The sequence below is a fragment of the Micavibrio aeruginosavorus ARL-13 genome (assembly GCF_000226315.1).
Taxonomy (GTDB): Bacteria; Pseudomonadota; Alphaproteobacteria; order Micavibrionales; family Micavibrionaceae; genus Micavibrio; species Micavibrio aeruginosavorus_B.
In genome coordinates this window covers 1,042,694-1,060,563 of sequence record NC_016026.1, presented here as the reverse complement: position 1 = coordinate 1,060,563, position 17,870 = coordinate 1,042,694, and the positions used below count along the sequence as shown (strand labels likewise).

At 53.7% G+C, this 17,870-nt stretch carries 20 protein-coding genes, 1 tRNA gene and 1 pseudogene; 15 read left to right on the top strand and 7 right to left on the bottom strand.

What is annotated here, in order from left to right:
* Window positions 1–5 precede the first annotated feature (5 nt).
* From tgt to MICA_RS05005, 4 genes and pseudogenes are all read right to left on the bottom strand, one after another.
* Window positions 6–1,190, bottom strand: coding sequence for a tRNA guanosine(34) transglycosylase Tgt (gene tgt, locus MICA_RS05020; RefSeq protein ID WP_014102615.1), 1,185 nt, complete (start codon window positions 1,188–1,190; stop codon window positions 6–8).
* A gap of 21 nt (window positions 1,191–1,211) precedes the next feature.
* The gene (locus MICA_RS05015; protein ID WP_014102614.1) at window positions 1,212–1,664 is read right to left on the bottom strand and encodes a hypothetical protein; all 453 of its coding nucleotides are present in this window, start codon (window positions 1,662–1,664) and stop codon (window positions 1,212–1,214) included.
* A gap of 269 nt (window positions 1,665–1,933) precedes the next feature.
* A pseudogene (gene rpmB, locus MICA_RS12445) lies at window positions 1,934–2,197 on the bottom strand (50S ribosomal protein L28); the annotation flags it as partial.
* Between the two features lie 105 nt (window positions 2,198–2,302).
* Window positions 2,303–3,334, bottom strand: a complete 1,032-nt coding sequence (locus MICA_RS05005; protein ID WP_014102612.1) for a cobalamin biosynthesis protein CobD/CbiB — start codon at window positions 3,332–3,334, stop codon at window positions 2,303–2,305.
* 223 nt (window positions 3,335–3,557) lie between these two features.
* Between MICA_RS05005 and MICA_RS05000 the strand changes: the two genes are divergently transcribed.
* Together MICA_RS05000 and MICA_RS04995 are read left to right on the top strand one after the other, a co-directional pair.
* Window positions 3,558–4,112, top strand: a complete 555-nt coding sequence (locus tag MICA_RS05000; protein WP_041793825.1) for a hypothetical protein — start codon at window positions 3,558–3,560, stop codon at window positions 4,110–4,112.
* Window positions 4,113–4,172: 60 nt separating this feature from the next.
* Window positions 4,173–4,703 (top strand): hypothetical protein, encoded by a 531-nt coding sequence (locus MICA_RS04995; protein WP_014102610.1) that lies wholly within the window; start codon window positions 4,173–4,175, stop codon window positions 4,701–4,703.
* A 57-nt stretch (window positions 4,704–4,760) separates the two neighbouring features.
* On the opposite strand, the gene MICA_RS04990 is transcribed toward MICA_RS04995, so the two are convergent.
* Complete coding sequence (locus MICA_RS04990; RefSeq protein WP_014102609.1) at window positions 4,761–6,056, bottom strand: NAD(P)/FAD-dependent oxidoreductase; 1,296 nt, start codon at window positions 6,054–6,056, stop codon at window positions 4,761–4,763.
* Window positions 6,057–6,197: 141 nt separating this feature from the next.
* Window positions 6,198–7,166 (bottom strand): PfkB family carbohydrate kinase, encoded by a 969-nt coding sequence (locus tag MICA_RS04985; protein WP_014102608.1) that lies wholly within the window; start codon window positions 7,164–7,166, stop codon window positions 6,198–6,200.
* A gap of 172 nt (window positions 7,167–7,338) precedes the next feature.
* Between MICA_RS04985 and MICA_RS04980 the strand changes: the two genes are divergently transcribed.
* From MICA_RS04980 to MICA_RS04970, 3 genes are all read left to right on the top strand, one after another.
* A complete protein-coding gene (locus tag MICA_RS04980) occupies window positions 7,339–8,724 on the top strand; it encodes a polyhydroxyalkanoate depolymerase (RefSeq protein WP_014102607.1) in 1,386 nt (461 codons plus the stop codon).
* Window positions 8,725–8,885: 161 nt separating this feature from the next.
* Window positions 8,886–9,653: a M48 family metallopeptidase gene (locus tag MICA_RS04975; protein ID WP_014102606.1), complete on the top strand. Its 768-nt coding sequence runs from the start codon at window positions 8,886–8,888 to the stop codon at window positions 9,651–9,653.
* Window positions 9,654–9,889: 236 nt separating this feature from the next.
* On the top strand, window positions 9,890–10,189 hold the full coding sequence (locus tag MICA_RS04970) for a hypothetical protein (RefSeq protein ID WP_014102605.1): 300 nt from the start codon (window positions 9,890–9,892) through the stop codon (window positions 10,187–10,189).
* Here MICA_RS04970 and ruvX read toward each other — a convergent pair.
* Entirely contained in the window at window positions 10,167–10,655 is a 489-nt protein-coding gene (ruvX, locus tag MICA_RS04965; RefSeq protein ID WP_014102604.1) for a Holliday junction resolvase RuvX, read from the bottom strand. The genes MICA_RS04970 and ruvX overlap by 23 nt on opposite strands.
* Window positions 10,656–10,720: 65 nt before the next feature.
* On the opposite strand from ruvX, the gene gatC reads away from it, so the two are divergent.
* The 10 genes from gatC to MICA_RS04915 all read left to right on the top strand — a co-directional run bounded on the left by gatC (window position 10,721) and on the right by MICA_RS04915 (window position 17,858).
* Entirely contained in the window at window positions 10,721–11,008 is a 288-nt protein-coding gene (gene gatC / locus MICA_RS04960; RefSeq protein ID WP_014102603.1) for an Asp-tRNA(Asn)/Glu-tRNA(Gln) amidotransferase subunit GatC, read from the top strand.
* Window positions 11,009–11,020: 12 nt separating this feature from the next.
* A complete protein-coding gene (gene gatA / locus MICA_RS04955) occupies window positions 11,021–12,511 on the top strand; it encodes an Asp-tRNA(Asn)/Glu-tRNA(Gln) amidotransferase subunit GatA (protein ID WP_014102602.1) in 1,491 nt (496 codons plus the stop codon).
* On the top strand, window positions 12,511–13,149 hold the full coding sequence (locus tag MICA_RS04950; protein WP_014102601.1) for a hypothetical protein: 639 nt from the start codon (window positions 12,511–12,513) through the stop codon (window positions 13,147–13,149). The genes gatA and MICA_RS04950 overlap by 1 nt, the downstream gene beginning before the upstream one ends.
* A gap of 34 nt (window positions 13,150–13,183) precedes the next feature.
* The gene (gatB, locus tag MICA_RS04945) at window positions 13,184–14,638 is read left to right on the top strand and encodes an Asp-tRNA(Asn)/Glu-tRNA(Gln) amidotransferase subunit GatB (protein ID WP_014102600.1); all 1,455 of its coding nucleotides are present in this window, start codon (window positions 13,184–13,186) and stop codon (window positions 14,636–14,638) included.
* Entirely contained in the window at window positions 14,635–14,859 is a 225-nt protein-coding gene (locus MICA_RS04940; RefSeq protein ID WP_014102599.1) for a DUF4177 domain-containing protein, read from the top strand. Before gatB ends, MICA_RS04940 begins: the two co-directional genes overlap by 4 nt.
* Before the next feature lie 22 nt (window positions 14,860–14,881).
* On the top strand, window positions 14,882–15,286 hold the full coding sequence (locus MICA_RS04935) for a hypothetical protein (protein WP_014102598.1): 405 nt from the start codon (window positions 14,882–14,884) through the stop codon (window positions 15,284–15,286).
* A 205-nt stretch (window positions 15,287–15,491) separates the two neighbouring features.
* Window positions 15,492–15,583: transfer RNA gene (locus tag MICA_RS04930), tRNA-Ser, on the top strand.
* 72 nt (window positions 15,584–15,655) lie between these two features.
* On the top strand, window positions 15,656–16,228 hold the full coding sequence (locus MICA_RS04925; RefSeq protein ID WP_041793823.1) for a hypothetical protein: 573 nt from the start codon (window positions 15,656–15,658) through the stop codon (window positions 16,226–16,228).
* Window positions 16,229–16,425: 197 nt separating this feature from the next.
* Window positions 16,426–17,565 (top strand): hypothetical protein, encoded by a 1,140-nt coding sequence (locus tag MICA_RS04920; protein WP_148260426.1) that lies wholly within the window; start codon window positions 16,426–16,428, stop codon window positions 17,563–17,565.
* The gene (locus MICA_RS04915; protein WP_014102596.1) at window positions 17,562–17,858 is read left to right on the top strand and encodes a hypothetical protein; all 297 of its coding nucleotides are present in this window, start codon (window positions 17,562–17,564) and stop codon (window positions 17,856–17,858) included. The genes MICA_RS04920 and MICA_RS04915 overlap by 4 nt, the downstream gene beginning before the upstream one ends.
* Window positions 17,859–17,870: the final 12 nt, after the last annotated feature.

Below are 17,870 nucleotides of genomic sequence, written 5' to 3'. Positions count from 1 at the left end.
ATTCCTTAATCTTCAATCCATTCGCGCTCCAGCGAATCCAGCGTGCCGTTTTTAATGGCCGCACGGATTTCGCGCATCAGACGGGTCATCACCGCCACGTTATGCTGAGCAATCAGCTGGCTGGCCAGCAATTCGCCCGCCTTGAGCAGGTGGTGGATATACGCGCGGGAGAATTGAGAGCTGGCCGGGATGCCAAGAGAGGCGTCCAGAGGCTCCTTGTCCTCACGGTACTGCGCGTTGCGCAGATTCATGCGGCCCGAACCGCCTTTGGTCAAAGCCCAGCCATGGCGGGCAATACGGGTCGGGGACACGCAGTCAAACGTATCAATCCCCAAGCGAACGCAGGTAAAGATATCGCGGATGGCCCCGATACCCAGCAGGTGAACCGGACGATCTGGATGAATTTTTTCAACGCACCATCCGGTGATCTCGTAAAACTCTTCCGTCGAGCCCCCCAGGCATCCGCCGATCGCCGTACCGAAGAACGGTTTTTCCGCCGTCCATTCACAACTGATGTCGCGCAGATCCTTGTACACACCGCCCTGAACAATGCCGTACAGCGCCTGACGCCCGTCATGGCCGCGTTCGAATTCCGCGATGGAACGGTCACCCCAACGATGGGAGCGGTGCATGGATTCTTCGGTGTAAGACCGTTCGACGTGATACGCCGTGCATTCATCGAATTGATAAATCAGGTCCGCGCCGACTTTACGCTGAATAGAAATAGACTCTTCCGGCGTCAGGTTCAGAATGCTGCCATCCCAATAGGATTTAAAACGTGCGCCCTCTTCCGAAATTTCCAGCAGGGATTTGCCGCGGCCTTTGTTATTGCTGCGCCCCTTGATTTCATCGGCAACGCCACCGTGACCCATCGAAAAAATCTGGAACCCGCCGGAATCGGTCATCATCGGACCGTCCCAACGGTTAAATTCATGCAGACCGCCCATCCGTTCGATCAAATCCGCGCCTGGCTGGATCATCAGGTGATAGGTGTTGCCCAGAATAATATCCGCACCCGCCTCGCGCATCTGCATCGGGGACAGGTTTTTAATGGCGCCCTTGGTCCCGCAGAAAATGTAGTTCGGCGTTTCGATCGTGCCATGCGGCGTGACCAGACGGCCAATACGCGCGCGCGTACCGTTCTGGTCACGATGCAAAACATCAAAGGCAAAATTCGGATAGGTCAGCATAGGGTACGCGTTTCTTTCAGATTAGAGATTAGGGAACTGGTTCATCTGGGTTTTGAACCGATCGGCCACCGCCTTTTCGGCCTGGGTCGTTGCATGCGATACCGATGCAACGGTTTTGCCCGTGGCAACACCAGTCCAATGCCCCAGCACGGTGCCCGGGGCACCCAACGTCGATACGGTCAAACCCACAACACCGTCCAGCACCGGCGGCAAAACCGCGCCTGATGCGGCGGCGATATAGCTGAGCGGTGCACGCGCCGTCAGCGAGCGTTCATCCAGATCTTTCGCCGTCCATTGATACATATTCATCAGCGGCGTCATGCCCGCCTGGACGCCCACTTGATCCAAACTGACATCCGGCGCATGCGGGCTGTTATGCACGGTGTGCGCGATGATGGCGCTGTCCGCAAACGTGATTGCATTTACGACGGCAAACGCCGCGACCAGAGATTTATACATAATTGCTTTTGCCATGCTTTTTTATCCATATATCCCTTGTTGAAAATCAGCTTGTTTTATAGGGCCATCCGCCTTGGCTTGCAAACTTAACCGCAAAACAAAAGCCCCCGTGACGGGGGCTTTTTATTCAATCGGACCAGATGGCCGAATGATTATTTCGCGGCAGCCGCTTTCGCAGCTTTTTTCTTCAGCAGACGCGCCGAGATGTTGCCCTTTTTGCCCTTCGGCATGGCTTTCTTCTCGAACTTCACCGGGCTTACGGCGCCGTCAGCGACTTTTTTGTCCAACGTGCGGCGATAAGCGCGCAGTTTCGGGTCCAGCTTCGTCTTCGCGGTGTCCAGCAGGTAGGAATCCAGACCACCGTTATGTTCGATCGTGCGGATACCGTTGACGGACAGTTTCACATCAACAAAGCGACCCAGAATATCGCTGAACATGCCGGTGCGCTTAACGCTCGGCAGGAAACGGCGGCGGGTGCGGTTTTTAGCGTGGGAAACGTTGTTCCCGGTCATAACGCCTTTTCCGGTTACGGTGCAGCGGCGGCTCATGGCATAAATCCTGTAGTTTTACTGGTTTTCCAAAACAGGTGCGGACAATAGTCGATGAATCCGGGGGAAGTCAAGCGTTTCCTATGACTTTTAAATGGCCGGGTTTTACAGCCCGATACTGCCCCAGAACAGCCCCCCGCCCAGGGCCGCCAACAGCAGTAAAACCGCCATTAAATGCAGATAGATAGCCCGGCGCAAATGGCTGGCCTCCAGCCGGGCTGTGGCCCCCTCTGGCCCGACCCAGGCCCGTTGCAGGGCCGACCCATCCAAATCTTGATTCGGCCCGCCCAGACTGACCCCTAAGGACCAGGCCATGGCCGTCACCGGCTGCCCCCCTTGGTCATAGGGTGCGCGGCCCTTCCCGGCCCCAAAAATCCCGATAAAGGCCCGGGTCATGCCCCCGGTCGGGGTCAACAACCCGGCCACCGCCAGTAAAAACCCGGCCAGCAGGGTCGGAACAAAGCCCATAAGCCGTTCCAGCGCCAGCGGCAGACGCCCGAACCCCTTGGTGAACCCGTCCTTGCCAAACCGCCACGCCAGTGCGGCCAGCCCGGTATAGATAAACGCCCCCGGCAATCCGGCGATTAAATACCACAGAACCGGCGCCACCAGCCCCTTGTCAAAATTGCGGGCGGCCAACGCCATGCCCACACGGGTAATCGTAAAATCATCGCTGGCCGACAAATCGCACCGGCTGGAGGACGCGATCGTATAATACGCGCCCTTGCCCACCTTCTTATCCTTCAACGCGAAAAACAGTTTCAGCAACGCATACCAGATCGTGCCCGCGCTCAGGCACAGCGACAGCAGCACCACCTCCGTCAGCCCCGCCGCCGGATAGAAAAACGCCGCACTGGCCGCCAGCCGCGCGCACAGATAGAAGAAGCCCAGCCCCAAAACAGTGACAAAAAACCCGCGCATCATCAGGTCCGCCGGCGTGCGTTGCACCCGGTCCAACCGCGCCCCAAACCCACCGAACAACCCGTTCACAACGGCCCAATATAACGGATTGGCATTCCCCCGCAGAGGCCCCGTGGCCACCCCAAAAATGGCCACCGTCATAATCGCCCCCATCGCCAGAGGGATGCGGGTGGGATCCAATAACAAAGAATGGATGTAAACGAGAATATCGGTCATGGGGTGAAGTTTAGCACCAAGTCCGCGCAAAGAAAGCGACAAAACCAGCCGTACACAACACGCGACACCATTCTGACATTATGGATAACAAAAACACTACAAAACAAACAAATTTGGATTGCCCGATTTTGCCTTTAATCTCAAGAGAAACAAACCGCTATTTAGACGAAACACCTTGATAACATCAGTAAAGAAAAATAGACCGCATCACGAAAGCGCCGCAATGACAACAGAGACTTTTCTCAAAAAAATACAACGTCTACAATTTAAGAACACAGAAAACGGAGAAAAAATATTCCACCCCTTTGGCATCATCGGGAAAGGTATTGTTCTTGATGAACAAGGACACCTTCTTCTTCAAAAAGGCACGCCTTGGGATCACTTTATAAACGCACTATTTTTCGCTCTTCTTTTAGTAAGCTTGCTACATCCATCCTGGCTTAATGTCATCGTTATCGGATTCATTTTATCCCATATGACAAAAAATTTTTTAATTGTAAGGCATTACCCGCGAACGATTAACAGGCTTACTCTTGCAGAGTCAGCAAAGGAATGCGCAGAAATTTTTTCTGTTGGCACCGTTATCACCCTGCTATTTGTAACGGGCGCCATCCTCTTAGGAAGCATATATGTCATCGTCACCGACGCTGTCGGCGATGGCGCTGGAATTTCACACTTTATCGGAAACACATTCTCTTTAATTATTTTTTGTACAGCAACGTACATTGCGTCATTAATGCTTATTGAAAAAATAAAGGCCATTAAACACACAAAATAGATTCATTAGACACACAAAATAGATTCATTAGACACCAATGCAATTTCGCGAACAGCCACAATGAACAGATTTATAAAAATATTTGCGATTACGACATTTTTCACATGGCCGATTTTGGGTTTCTATCTAAGCATTCTTTATCACCCGGCATTCGGAATTGCGGCAGGCTTCATCGGCGCCGCAATAGCGGGACTGACGATTGCGCATGTCTTGGACGATTTTCTTCTCTTAAAAGAAAGCAAGAGTAGAAGAGGAAATGAAAAAATCCTGCCCGTACAAAATGCAGAAATTGTCTGCAACGGGACCTTACCTGCGACCCATGAACACTGTGTCAACGCACTTCAATCCATCAATGCGCGTATAACAAAATCAGATATAAAAGAAGGTATTGTATACGCCCGCACGAAGATGACATGGGAGAGCTTTGGAGAGAAAATTATAATTTCCCTATCCGCACCAGGCACAGACGTAACAATTATAAGCATTCAAAGCGCGCCCATAGTCCCAACAACAAAAACAGACTACGGCAAGGGAAAAAGAAACATTGAACAGCTGGTACAATACTTAGAACCGTACAGGAAAAACCAATAAAAAAGCCCCGTAGGCATGAAAGCCTACAGAGCTTTTAAATCACTCCAACGGAACTTATTACCCCCCAATATAATCCCGCGCGCGCCACCACCAGTACACGCTCTGCGCGATATACGGAGCCAGCGGACCGCCCGCGAAGTTCAGGCCGAAGGGGGAGAAGAGTTTGTAGCGGTCGTCTTTGTCCGCAATCGCGCCCGCGATCATTTCGCCGCCTACTGTGGTTGGGGCCAGGCCGTGGCCGCCGAAGCAGGTGGCGTACCAGTAATTCGGGGCCAGTTGGCCGATTTGCGGCATTTTGTGCGGGGCGTAGCACAGATCACCGGACCAGCCATATTCGGTTTTCACCTTGCCGCGCAATTGCGGATAAACCTTCAGCATGTCGCCGTGCAGAAGTTCGGCAATCTTCGCCGGATCACGGCCCACGCTGACGCGGCCACCCCACATGATGCGATTATCGGGCAACACACGGTAATAATCACTGGCGAAGCGCATATCGTAGATGGCGTGTTCGGTATCGATTGAGGCTTTCAAATCCGCCGGATCAACGGGTTCCGTTACCATCACATAGGTGCGCACCGGAAACGCCGCATTGCGCAGACGTTTATCCAATCCATCAACATAGATGGAACAGCACAAAACAACGTGTTCGGCCTCAATCACGCCACCGCTGCCGACCTCGATCCGCCAGCGGCCTGATGGCATCTGGGTGATTTTTGTTGCTTTGGATCCCTCGTAAATCTGGCCACCTTTGGACACGATCGTGCTGGCCAAACCCTGGACATAGGTTAGCGGATGGAATTGAAAGTCACCCGGGGAATACACGCCGTCGAAATATTTATCGGTGTGGCATTGTTCGCGCACCTTGTTCGTGCCCCAGAATTCAAAGCCCAGATCGTATGAATCATTCATGTCATCGACGATGGCCCGCACCGCATCGGGATTGTCTTTCCATGACACGGTCAAAACACCGGGACGCAGCGGGCCACAGGGGATATTCAAATCATTGATGCGTTGTTTGATCATCGCGCGCGCATCCTTGGTTAAATTGACCAAGGCGCGGGCATGATCCAGCCCGACTTTCTTTTTCAAGCTGGATAAATCGCGGGCATAGCCCTTGGCGACGAAACCACCATTGCGGCCCGACGCGCCCCAGCCGATGCGTGCGGCTTCGATTACCACGGCACCACGGCCCCGTTCAACCAAACCAAGCGCCGTGTTCAGTCCCGCCAGACCACCACCAATCACGCACACATCCGCCTGAATTTTATCAACCAGCGGATCATACGCGCGGGCACCCTGCATGGTGTCGCGGTAATAGGTATCGATATAATCGGTTGGCTTGCGCATCAGCATGATTTGAAACTCCCTTTATTATTGTACCCGCATTCAGCGGAAGGGGAGTTTAATCCGGCGCTTGGTCCGTTTAAAGAAAAAGCCCTGCTGCACCTGCACGGTGCGAAGGCATCACGCAAGATATTGTTTTATATATTAAATTCAGGCCGCAACCGCCGCCACAAATCTGGCCAGCACATCTTTTTCCAGACGGCTGGCGGGCGCGGCCACTTTACGGGCCGCCAGCTGCGCGGCAAACCGGGCGCATTCGGCCAGATCCATACCCTGAGACAGCGCAAACAGAAATCCGGCGGCGTAATGATCCCCGGCCCCGGTTGTGTTCTTCACATCCGTCACGGGAACAGCAGGCGTTTGCATCACGTCATTGATGGTCACAATATGCGCGCCATGTTCACCGTCCGTCATCGCGGCAAACGCATCGCCGGATAAAACGTTTTGCAAAGTGTGCGCAGGCTGCCCATCCAACAGCGGAGAAAATTCCCCCTGATTGCTGAACACCGACACGCCCGCGCGCATCAGGTCGATCCACGCATCACGGTGATTGGCGGCCAGCACAGGATTTGACAGCGACAGATAAACGTTTTTGCCTGTTTTTAAAGCGGTTTCCGCGATCTGGCGAAATCCATCAATGCCGAATCCTTCCGTAGAATAGGCGGTCATAAAAATAGCGGGATGATCCTGGGTCTGTAACGTTTCAAGGATGAATGGAATACTGCAGAAGCATGTTTCCACCCCCATCAGCATGGTGCGTTCCCCATCCGGCGTGACGAGGCACAGACAGATATTGCTGTATGATCCGGGAACCGGAGCGCCGTTGATTAACACGTCCAACCCGACGGATTTTAATTCACGCAAAGACAGGTCAGCATAATCATCCGACGCCATGGCGGTGAGGTATGTGCCCTGTCCGCCTAGCCCGGCATAGGCAAACGCCGTATTGCCCGTGGAGCCCCCGCCGCAGAAGGTGCGGTCTTCGATCTGGGTCAGAAGGTTGTTGATAAAGGCCGGGTCCACCGTTTTGCGGCGACCTTTGACCAGCCCCCAGCGGGCCAGGTCGCCCTCAGTTACCCGGGCGGTGCAATCAACAACCAAATCACCAATAAACAGCATAGGGTCCCCTTCCCTGAAAAGGAGGCGGTTATGTAAAGAAAAAAGCGTTCCTTGTCAATATGTTCGGCCATTTGATACGAATTTTATGTTGTATTGCACAATTTAACCATTTGCGGCGTATAATAGTGATAGTGTTTGTGAACCGCGTTCCCCAATTGTGTGAGTGTAAAGAGTGCTTTATCACCTGTTCGATATTCATCATGCGTTTATGACCCCTGCCCGCCTGACGGCAGAGATGACCCGTAACGCATGGGCCAACCCAAACAATCCATTGTCCTACACGCCACTGGGCCGAACCATTGCCGCCGGGGCGGAATTGTTTGAACGATCCACGCGCAAATTTGCAAAACCGGAATTCGGTTTGAAGACCACACAGATTGATGGCCGCACGGTTGATGTGTTGGAACACATCGTGTCCGAACGCCCGTTCTGTAACCTGATCCATTTCCGCCGCATGGAACGCCGCGATGATCCGCGCGTGTTGATTGTGGCGCCGATGTCCGGCCACTACGCCACCCTGCTCCGCGGTACGGTCGAAGCGTTGTTGCCACACCATGATGTGTACATCACCGACTGGAAAGACGCGCGGCAGGTGCCGTTGGCCGAAGGTCGCTTTGATCTGGACAGCTATATCGCCTATGTGCGCGAATTCCTGACCCTGCTGGGCCCGGATGTGCATGTGGTGGCCGTACGCCAACCCGCCGTGCCCGTCTTTGCCGCCGTCGCTTTGATGGAAGCGGATGAGGACCCAAATACACCGCTCAGCATGACATTGATGGGCGGGCCGATTGATACGCGCGTATCCAAAACCGCTGTCACCGAACTGGCCGAAGAACGCCCGTTAAGCTGGTTTGAAAAAACCGTTGTGTCGCCGGTGCCGTTCTACTACCCCGGCGCGCATCGCCGCGTTTACCCCGGCTTCCTGCAACTGAGCGGATTCATGTCGATGAATTTGGACCGCCATGTCGGGTCGCACGTCGAGTTTTATAACCATCTGGTCCAGGGTGACGGTGAATCCGCCGAACGCCACCGTGATTTCTATGACGAATATCTGGCCGTGATGGATATGGATGCGGATTTCTATCTGCAAACCGTGGAAACCGTGTTCCAGAAACATGCCTTGCCCAAGGGCGAAATGACATGGAAAGACCCGCTGAGTGGGCGCGTCCACCGCGTTGATCCATCCGCCATTCGCAAGACCGCCCTGCTGACCATCGAGGGGGAATTGGACGATATTTCCGCGCACGGCCAGACCACGGCGGCACACGTGATTGCCACCAACCTGCCCGCGGAAAAACAATTCCACCATTTCCAGGAAAATGTCGGCCATTACGGCATTTTCAACGGCAGCCGCTGGCGCACATTGATTATGCCGCGCATTCGGCATTTCATGCGCGCCCATGATTCAAAACGCGATCCGATCCCGTCCGATGATTTGAAAAAAATACCGGACATCGCCCCAACGCATTGGGACGTCAGGGTTCACGGGATCGACGCCGTCCGCGCCCGCAGCGCGAAGGCGAAAAAATCCGAAAAAACGGCGGAAGCCGCGGAATAGTTTAGCCCCGAAAAGGTTTCCGGCCGGGGCTGATGAGTGTGGTGTAACCCCTCTGGCTCCGGTTTAAACGGCCCCGTTTTTCAATGGGTGCCGCACCTGGAATCCCGCCGGGCTTATCCCATATATTTATTCTTTGTAACAGACGAAAGGGTCGGGCTAGGATGGTCCGGACAACATCAACCAAAGGCGGAAAAAACCGTGACAAGGACGCCCTTGCCAAAGCGCAACAGGCCGTGAACAGCATTCACCCCTGCCTGCGCCTGACCGTCAGCAAACGCGCCCGCCGCATGGCCTTGCGGCTGGACCCGGCCGCGCGCGTTGTGCATTTGATCGTCCCGCACCGCGCCAGCATGGAACGCGCGCTGGATTTCGCACGCCAGAATAAATTATGGGTTGAAAAACGGTTGGAAGATTTGCCGGAACCGGTTCCGTTTGTGGATGGTGCCGTTCTGCCCATCATGGGCCACAATGTCACGCTGCACATTCATTATGACCCCAAATTAAAAATGACGGATATCGAATTGAAACCGCGCACCTTGATCGTTAAAACGAACAAGGAAGACGTGGCCCCGCGCATCAAGCGCTTCCTGCGCCAACTGGCCAGCGACGCGATCACCGAGATGGCACATGAAAAAGCCAAGCAGATTGATCGTAACAAAAAAATCCAATCCATCACCGTCCGCGACACGCGCAGCCGCTGGGGCAGTTGCTCCGAGGATGGCAAAATGTCCTTTTCCTGGCGCCTAATCTTCGCTCCGTCACTGGCCATGGACTACGTCATTGCCCACGAAGTCGCCCACCTGAAAGTCATGGACCACAGCCAGCGATTTTGGACGCAATGCGAAAAACTGAGCGATGATTTTGATTTCGGCTATGACTGGATGCAGAAGAATGGGCATAGCCTAATGCGTTTTGGGCAGGATGCTTAAAGCATTATCCCGCAACACTATTGTCATTCCCGCGAAAGCGGGAATCCAGAAGACCGGGATCAATTGTGCCCATGCCACTGGATTCCCGCTTTCGCGGGAATGACAGTTGAGGGGGTGTTTTAGCCCGCACCTAATAACCTAATAGGCACAAGCTCGGACCTCCATACGATTATTCTTGCGCGTTTGTCCCGAAATCGGCTACGTCCCCGCGAAATTCATTCGATACGGAGCCAAAGATGAGCCGCAAAATTCAGGCCCAACACGCAACCAAAGACACCCCGGCAGCGGATAAAGCCGCCGCGCCGAACCATCACGCTGTTCTGGACATTGACCAGAAAACGGCGGCCAACCCGTCCGATTTGCTGCTGGCTTTTTGCCGGGTTTATGACCGCGCGGAACGCGACCTGCGCGACGCTTGGGATCGTCACAACAGCCAAGGCGCGCATATTCAACAGGTCTGGAACGCACAGGACCACGTAAAGCTGGTTTTGCAGGCGTATGAGTGCCTGTCGACTAAAGGTCCGCAGCCTGTATAAAGTCCAAAGCCCCTTGCAGAATGTATTGGGCCGCCAGCTTATCAATCACCTGTTTTCGCTTTGTTCTTGAGATATCCACAGTATCGATCAGAAAATCGGTCATGGCGGCGGTGGACAGGCGTTCATCCCACAGGGCGATCCATGGCTTGGGCCCGAAAATGTCGGGGTGGTTGAGCATTTCGGCGGCGAAGGATTGCACGGCATCGCACCGTGGGCCCATGGTTCCGTCCATGTTCAGGGGATATCCCAAGACATATCCACCGATGTCATAATCGCGGATAATCTTGCCCAATTCGACGATATCACGCGTGAATTTGGTCCGCTGCACCACCCGGACCGGGGTGGCGATGGAATGGGCCGAGTCCGAAATGGCCACCCCGATGGTTTTTGTCCCCAGATCCAGCCCCATCAGACGGACGTTGCGGGGCCGGGTTCCGGCGATTTTTTCGAGGGTTTCTGCTGGCATCTGGGCTTGCGTCCTGTGGCTGGGAAGTATACAAAATCTAAGCATTTCTGAGAGGATTCACAAGCATGTCGATGGACAAAGCCACCGTTAAAAAAGTCGCCACCCTCGCCCGTCTGGCCATTACCGAAGAACAGGCCGACAAGCTCGCCCCCCAATTGGGCGGTTTGCTGAAATGGGTTGAGCAGTTGGGCGAAGTTAATACCGACAATGTCGCCCCGCTGGCCAGCGTGGTGAACATGGAAATGGAACTGCGCGCGGACAAGGTCACGGACGGAGATATCCAGTCCGATGTGCTGGCCAATGCGCCGGAAGCCATGGAAGGCTTCTTCGTCGTTCCCAAAGTTGTTGAGTAAGGATTGAAGATTATGAGCAGCACCCTGACCGATCTGACCATTGCCTCCGCTCTGGACGGCTTGAAAAACAAAGAATTCACCGCGACCGAATTAACCGCCGCGCATGTGAAGGTGATGGAGAACACCCGCCACCTGAACGCCTATATCACCGAAACACCGGACGTGGCCATGAAACAGGCCGCGGAATCCGATGCACGATATGCCGCAGGTAAAAACGGCGCGCTGGACGGTATCCCGCTGGGCATTAAAGACCTGTTCTGCACCAACGGTATCCGCACCACGGCGGCCAGCAAAATTCTGGGCAATTTCGTGCCGCATTACGAATCCACCGTCACGACCAAATTGCTGAATGACGGCGCGGTGTTCATGGGCAAACTGAACCTCGACGAATTTGCGATGGGATCGTCCAACACGACCAGCGCGTTCGGCAACGTCATCAGCCCGTGGAAACGCAATAACGGCGACAATGCTGATCTGGTTCCGGGCGGTTCGTCCGGTGGTTCATCCGCTGCTGTGGCCGCGCGGTCCTGCATGGGCGCGACGGGGACGGATACGGGTGGTTCCATCCGCCAGCCGGCCAGCTTCTGCGGCATTGCCGGGATTAAACCAACCTATGGTCGTTGCTCCCGCTGGGGCGTTGTGGCGTTTGCGTCTTCGCTGGACCAGCCGGGCGTGTTTGCCCGCAACACCGAAGATTGCGCGATCCTGTTGAAATCCGTCGCCGGGCACGACCCGAAGGATGCAACATCCGCCAACAAACCTGTGCCGGACTTCGTTGCCGCTCTGGGCAAAAGCGTCAAGGGCATGAAAGTTGGCATTCCGCGCGAATATGCGGTTGAGGGTATGCCCGCCGAAATTCAAAAATTGTGGGATGAAGGCAAAGCGTATTTGAAAGATGCAGGCGCGGAGATCGTTGATGTCTCCCTGCCCCACACGAAATATTCGCTGGCGACCTATTACATTATCGCTCCGGCGGAATGCTCATCCAACCTCGCCCGTTATGATGGCGTGCGTTACGGCATGCGCGCCGAAGGCAAAGATTTGCGCGAAGTGTATGAAAACACCCGTGCGCAAGGTTTTGGCGAGGAAGTGCGCCGCCGCATCATGATCGGCACCTATGTTCTGTCCGCCGGGTATTACGATGCGTATTACACCAAGGCCCAGAAAATCCGCCGTTTGATTTCGGAGGATTTCCTGAACGCGTACAAGGAATGCGACGTTCTGTTGACCCCGACGGCCCCGTCCGCCGCGTTCGCCATTGGCGAAAACGAAGACGACCCGATCAAGATGTACCTGAACGACGTGTTCACCGTTCCGGCATCACTGGCCGGCATGCCGGGCATGTCCGTTCCGGCGGGTTTGAGCGGTGATGGCCTGCCCCTGGGCCTGCAGATCATTGGCAAGCCGTGGGACGAGGAAACCGTTCTGAACGTATCGCAGGTGATTGAGAAAGCCGCGAACTTCACCGCCGTTCCGCAAATGGTTGTGAAGAAAGCCGCATAATGATCCGCGTCCTGATCCTGCCCCTGATTTTGATGGTTTCGGTTCTGGCGTTTGTGGCGGTGGCAACACCGGCACAGGCGCAAAGCCGCGCCCAAACCCAGACACAAACGCAGGGTCAGGACGATTTGCCGCCGCAAACACGCACACCGATTACGACCGAGCGCGCCAATCACTACTATGCCCAATGCATGGCCGCCGACGATCAACGGATGAGTGACGAGGCCCAGGCCGAGTTGTGCTCTTGCACATCGGTTAAAATGATGTCGCGGTTCAGCATGGAAGAGCTGGATATTATCGGCAAGCCGACCAAATTGGGCCGGGAATTAATGCACAAAATGCAGGCCCAGGTTTACGGCCCATGCATGCAAACGGCGGCGCAGGATTTGTTGTTCAACGAATGCATGCGCGACAAGAAAATCATGGATTTTGATTTGCGCGATATGCCGAAGCTGTGCCGTTGCATGTCGAAACGCTCCGCCGCCTATCTGGAAACAAACGGCGAAGCGATGATGCGGAACATTCTGACCCACAATCCGGACCTGCGCGACCCCCTGCCCGCGATTATGAGCAGCCCGTCATTCCGCCAGCAGGCCAGCAACAACCTTTTCTCTTGCCTGCGTGAAGGCACGAGCGAATAACAATTAATGATGATCTAAGTAGAGAGCAACGAAAATGGCACAGACAATTAAAACGGATACAGGCGTTTGGGAAATCGTCATCGGCATGGAAGTCCACGCCCAGGTGACCGCCAATTCCAAATTGTTTTCGGGTTCATCCGCGACATTCGGCGCCGCCCCGAACAGCCAGGTCAGCATGGTGGACGCCGCCATGCCGGGCATGCTGCCCGTTCTGAACGAATATTGTGTTGAACAGGCCGTGCGCACGGGTCTGGGCCTGAACGCGCAGATCAACATGACATCCGTGTTTGAACGCAAAAACTATTTCTACCCCGACCTGCCGCAGGGCTATCAGATTTCACAATTCCTGCACCCAATCGTGGGCAAGGGCGAAATTGAAATCGACCTGCCGGACGGCACGGTGAAAACCATTGGCATTACCCGCCTGCATTTGGAACAGGATGCCGGCAAATCCCTGCACGACCAGCACCCGCAAAAATCCTTCGTCGATTTGAACCGTTCCGGTTGCGCCCTGATGGAAATTGTATCCGAACCGGATATTCGCGGCGCGGATGAGGCCACCGCCTATCTGTCGAAACTGCGTATGGTTCTGCGCTATCTCGGCACATGCGATGGCAACATGGAAGAAGGCTCCATGCGCGCCGACGTGAACGTATCGGTGCGTCGTCTGGGCGTGAAGGAACTGGGCACCCGTTGCGAGATCAAGAACGTGAACTCGCTGAAGGCCGTTCAAATGGCGATTGAATATGAAGCCGGACGCCAGATCGAAATCATCGAAGGTGGCGGATCTATTAAACAAGAAACCCGCCTGTGGGACCCATCCAAGGGCGAAACACGGTCCATGCGTTCCAAAGAAGAAGCACATGATTACCGTTACTTCCCGGATCCAGACCTGTTGCCCCTCAACCTGAAATCCGACTGGGTTGAGAAGATCAAGGCCACCCTGCCGGAATTGCCGGACCAGAAGAAACACCGCTTCATGGATTCCTATGGTCTGTCCGCGTATGACGCCAGTGTATTGATCGCGGAACGCGCCCGTGCGGATTATTACGAAACCGCAGCGAAGGGCCGTGATGCGAAACTGGCCGCCAACTGGGTCTTAAACGAACTGCTGGGCATTTTGAACAAGGATGGCAAGACGATCAGCGAAAGCCCCGTCACCGCCGCCATGCTGGGCTTGATGATTGAACGCATCACCGATAACACGATCAGCGGCAAAATCGCCAAGGACGTGTTCGCCGAAATGTACGCATCAGGCAAAGACGCAGACACCATCATCGAAACCAAGGGCCTGAAACAGGTTACCGACACCGGCGCGATTGAAAAAATCGTGGAAGAAGTGTTGAACGAAAACCCGCAAATTGTCGCCGATTATAAAGGCGGCAATGAAAAGGTCTTCGGCTTCCTGGTCGGTCAGGTGATGAAGAAATCCCAGGGCAAAGTGAACCCGGGCATGGCCAACGAACTGCTGAAGAAAAAGCTGTCATGACGAAGCATAAATACGAATACAAGGTCGCCATTTACCGCGAACCTCTGCTCGGCTCCATCTTTTTGGGTGGATCACGCGTGGACCCGGTGCGTTACACCGACTTCCTGAATAAAAACGCCGCCGAGGGGTGGAAGGTGATTACGATGGAACGGGAAACACGCCGCGAGCTGCTGTTCTTCAAACGCGAAGCGTTCCTGACCATCATGGAACGTGAAATTTAACCCGCTATAAAAAGAGGCCTCCATGATCCGCACGCGTATCCTGCTCTTTTCCCTGATTGGTATGGGGGTTGTTGCCGCCTTGCTGGGGCTGGCCCAAATGTGGGGCAATGTTATGGAATGGGCCACCTTCGTGCGCACCATGGGCACGATTATTGTGCTGGGCACGCTGGCCTCCTTCCTGATTGCGGTTGATTACGATATTCCGGCCAGCCGCCGTAAATGGCTGCTCCTCCTGCTCTGCGGGCTGGCGCTTGGCGCGGGCGGCTTGATCGTCGCCCAAATCTGGGCCCAAATTCTGGATTGGCCTGTTTTTATTAAGGTTTTGATCACGCTGGCCGTGGGTGTGGGCCTGATCGGCTTCATTCTGGCGGTGGCGGAGGATTTCGGCACCGGCAAAAAATTGCGCGACAATCATTATATTGATTGATTCAAACACCTTAGATCCCGCAGGAAACGGTTGATCCGCCCGCCATTTCCTGATAATTGATTGGCCGAGCTGACTACGAGTACAAAGACTACGACTAAGACTATGGGGACTACCCTACACAAATGACATGGCCGCCCGTGCGCTTTGCGCACAAATCGTGAAACACACGAGGCCATTTCACCGTAGGTAAGTGAATAGAATATATGGAGACGTGGCCGAGTGGCTGAAGGCAACGGTTTGCTAAATCGTCATACGGGTTAAACTGTATCGAGGGTTCGAATCCCTCCGTCTCCGCCAGTAAATTCAAAGCCCTCGCTTGCGAGGGCTTTTTTATCGATTTTAAAACCAAAACGCAGAAGATATGAGCATATGCTAGAATTTATTTCTCAATTTTTCACATTTGATGACATTTTAAAGCTTCTCAAAGAGCCAGAGATTATCGCAGTGCTGATCACCTGCGCACTTGAAGTCGTTAGACGCAACATACAACCTAAGGCCAATGTAATATGGGGCATTCCTCATGGCTTCACTTTCCGAATACCGCAACAAAACGGCACAAGCATATTAATGCACACAAGTAGTATTCTGGTTAGAAACTCAGGCAGGGCCGAAGCGCGAGATGTTGAGTTTTACTTCAATTTTAAACCAGAGCATTTTGAGATATGGCCCATAATAGAATTTAAAACTGATACAACATCAGACGGACGCTACATTATAAAGATTCCGTTTATCAAACGAAATGAATTTTTTACAATTGAGCTCATTCAGGCACATGCACAAACGCCAGAGCTTTTGAATGTAAGAGCCATTGAAGGACGATGCAAAAACGTAAACATGGCCCCCATGCAGATATTCCCTCACTGGATAAATGCGATTATCTGCAGTCTGCTGATATTAGGCGTCTACCAATCTATCGTATGGATTGTTGCCGCATTCCAGTAGCATAAAAAATTTGCAAACACTTCAGAATGCAGTTCCAAATTATATCCTTAGGGATATAGACGGCCCGCTGTCATAAAACTGCAACATAACCTCCATAAAATGATCAGAGATTAAGGCCAGATCACGGCCCGGTATTTTATTGGGGAGTTTATTCAAAATGAGTGTTCAAGGCCGGATTCGCCGCGGTGGACTTGACCGTGAGTGTGGGCAAAGGCAACTTGGAAAAAATCCAGGACAAGGCTTTTGCAGCTGTTGAAATAAATGATCATGCCGCATCGTTGGAAGCGGCTTTTTTAACAGCCCGTCGCGCAGAGAAAGATTTTCTTCTCCGCATGGATGAAAAATACGTCACGCGCCACAATGAAATTCAGGATTTGGTCGCCAGCGAGGGAAAAAAACTTCTCGAACTTGTCTCCAGCGATGCCGAAATCACCGAGCAGGCCAAAAAGTTTCAGGCCGGATTTGACGATTATTCTGCACAGTTTGACACCGTTGTCGCCCTGCAGACAGAAGTGGGATTGAACGAAAAAATCGGCCTTCTGGGTGATTTGCGCGCCGCCGTGCATGGCGTTGAAGAAATTATCAACGCCCAGAACCAGGACCGTTTGAAAGTTCTGATGTTGATGATGCGTCGTCATGAAAAAGATTTTCTGGCCCGCAAAGATCCAAAATATATTGATGACATTAAGAAGCGCGGCGAAGAATTTAAACTGGCCCTGAGCACGTCCGGATTGGATTATGCCGTCCAGCAAAAAATCAGCGGATTGATGAAAACGTACCAGGATTCGTTTTACAATATGGCCACAAAATATGGCGAATTGGACACGGCGATTGGATTGCTGAGCGATAAATATGCCGCAGCAGAACCGTTTATTGATAAAGTTGATGAACTGGCATCGCAGCGCAAAGATGACGCCCTAAAAGCCTATGACGTCAGCGCCGCCCGCATTACGGCCATGACAACGGGGTTGATGTTCGGGATTGCCATTATCGTCGTTCTGGCGGCCCTGTTCCTGAGCCGGATGATTACCGGTGGATTGTCGACATTGGGCACGCGCATGACGTCCCTGTCACAAGGGGAAACGGATGAATCCATCCCGTTCCTCGACACGACGGGCAGTTTGCGCCCGATGGCCGAGGCCATGAATATTTTCAAAGAAAACCTGATCAAAAACCGCCAGATGGAAGCCGAGCAGCGCGCCGCCCAACGCGAAGAACGCGCCAAACGCATCAGCGACCTGGCCCGTGGTTTTGAATCGGATATCGAAGCCCTGATGGCCAGCCTGAATGGCGCAACATCGGAAATGCAGACCGTGTCACAAAGCCTGACGCCGTGAACTCCATTGTTGGAATCAGCTCGACCATCCGCAATATTGATGAGATCAGCACGACTGTTGCCGCCGCCGTTGAAGAACAAAGCGCCGCGACCCAGCAGATTTCCCGCAACGTGCAGGAAGTATCCACCGCGACCAACGAGGTCAACAAAAACATCAATGGCGTGAGTGATGCCGCATCCCGCACGGGCGATGCCGCCAACACCGTATCCCGCGTGTCGTTGGACATGGCGCAGGAAACGTTAAAACTGAAGGAAACCGTGGATTCGTTCCTGATGGCGGTGAAAAGCGCATAGTTTTACCTAAGA

Bases quoted from the DNA above. Each gene is read 5' to 3' on its own strand.
- tgt (WP_014102615.1), bottom strand. From the start codon at position 1,190: ATGCTGACCTATCCGAATTTTGCCTTTGATGTTTTGCATCGTGACCAG.
- MICA_RS05015 (WP_014102614.1), bottom strand. From the start codon at position 1,664: ATGGCAAAAGCAATTATGTATAAATCTCTGGTCGCGGCGTTTGCCGTC.
- MICA_RS05005 (WP_014102612.1), bottom strand. From the start codon at position 3,334: ATGACCGATATTCTCGTTTACATCCATTCTTTGTTATTGGATCCCACC.
- MICA_RS05000 (WP_041793825.1), top strand. From the start codon at position 3,558: ATGACAACAGAGACTTTTCTCAAAAAAATACAACGTCTACAATTTAAG.
- MICA_RS04995 (WP_014102610.1), top strand. From the start codon at position 4,173: ATGAACAGATTTATAAAAATATTTGCGATTACGACATTTTTCACATGG.
- MICA_RS04990 (WP_014102609.1), bottom strand. From the start codon at position 6,056: ATGCTGATGCGCAAGCCAACCGATTATATCGATACCTATTACCGCGAC.
- MICA_RS04985 (WP_014102608.1), bottom strand. From the start codon at position 7,166: ATGCTGTTTATTGGTGATTTGGTTGTTGATTGCACCGCCCGGGTAACT.
- MICA_RS04975 (WP_014102606.1), top strand. From the start codon at position 8,886: ATGGTCCGGACAACATCAACCAAAGGCGGAAAAAACCGTGACAAGGAC.
- MICA_RS04970 (WP_014102605.1), top strand. From the start codon at position 9,890: ATGAGCCGCAAAATTCAGGCCCAACACGCAACCAAAGACACCCCGGCA.
- ruvX (WP_014102604.1), bottom strand. From the start codon at position 10,655: ATGCCAGCAGAAACCCTCGAAAAAATCGCCGGAACCCGGCCCCGCAAC.
- gatC (WP_014102603.1), top strand. From the start codon at position 10,721: ATGTCGATGGACAAAGCCACCGTTAAAAAAGTCGCCACCCTCGCCCGT.
- gatA (WP_014102602.1), top strand. From the start codon at position 11,021: ATGAGCAGCACCCTGACCGATCTGACCATTGCCTCCGCTCTGGACGGC.
- MICA_RS04950 (WP_014102601.1), top strand. From the start codon at position 12,511: ATGATCCGCGTCCTGATCCTGCCCCTGATTTTGATGGTTTCGGTTCTG.
- gatB (WP_014102600.1), top strand. From the start codon at position 13,184: ATGGCACAGACAATTAAAACGGATACAGGCGTTTGGGAAATCGTCATC.
- MICA_RS04940 (WP_014102599.1), top strand. From the start codon at position 14,635: ATGACGAAGCATAAATACGAATACAAGGTCGCCATTTACCGCGAACCT.
- MICA_RS04935 (WP_014102598.1), top strand. From the start codon at position 14,882: ATGATCCGCACGCGTATCCTGCTCTTTTCCCTGATTGGTATGGGGGTT.
- MICA_RS04925 (WP_041793823.1), top strand. From the start codon at position 15,656: ATGCTAGAATTTATTTCTCAATTTTTCACATTTGATGACATTTTAAAG.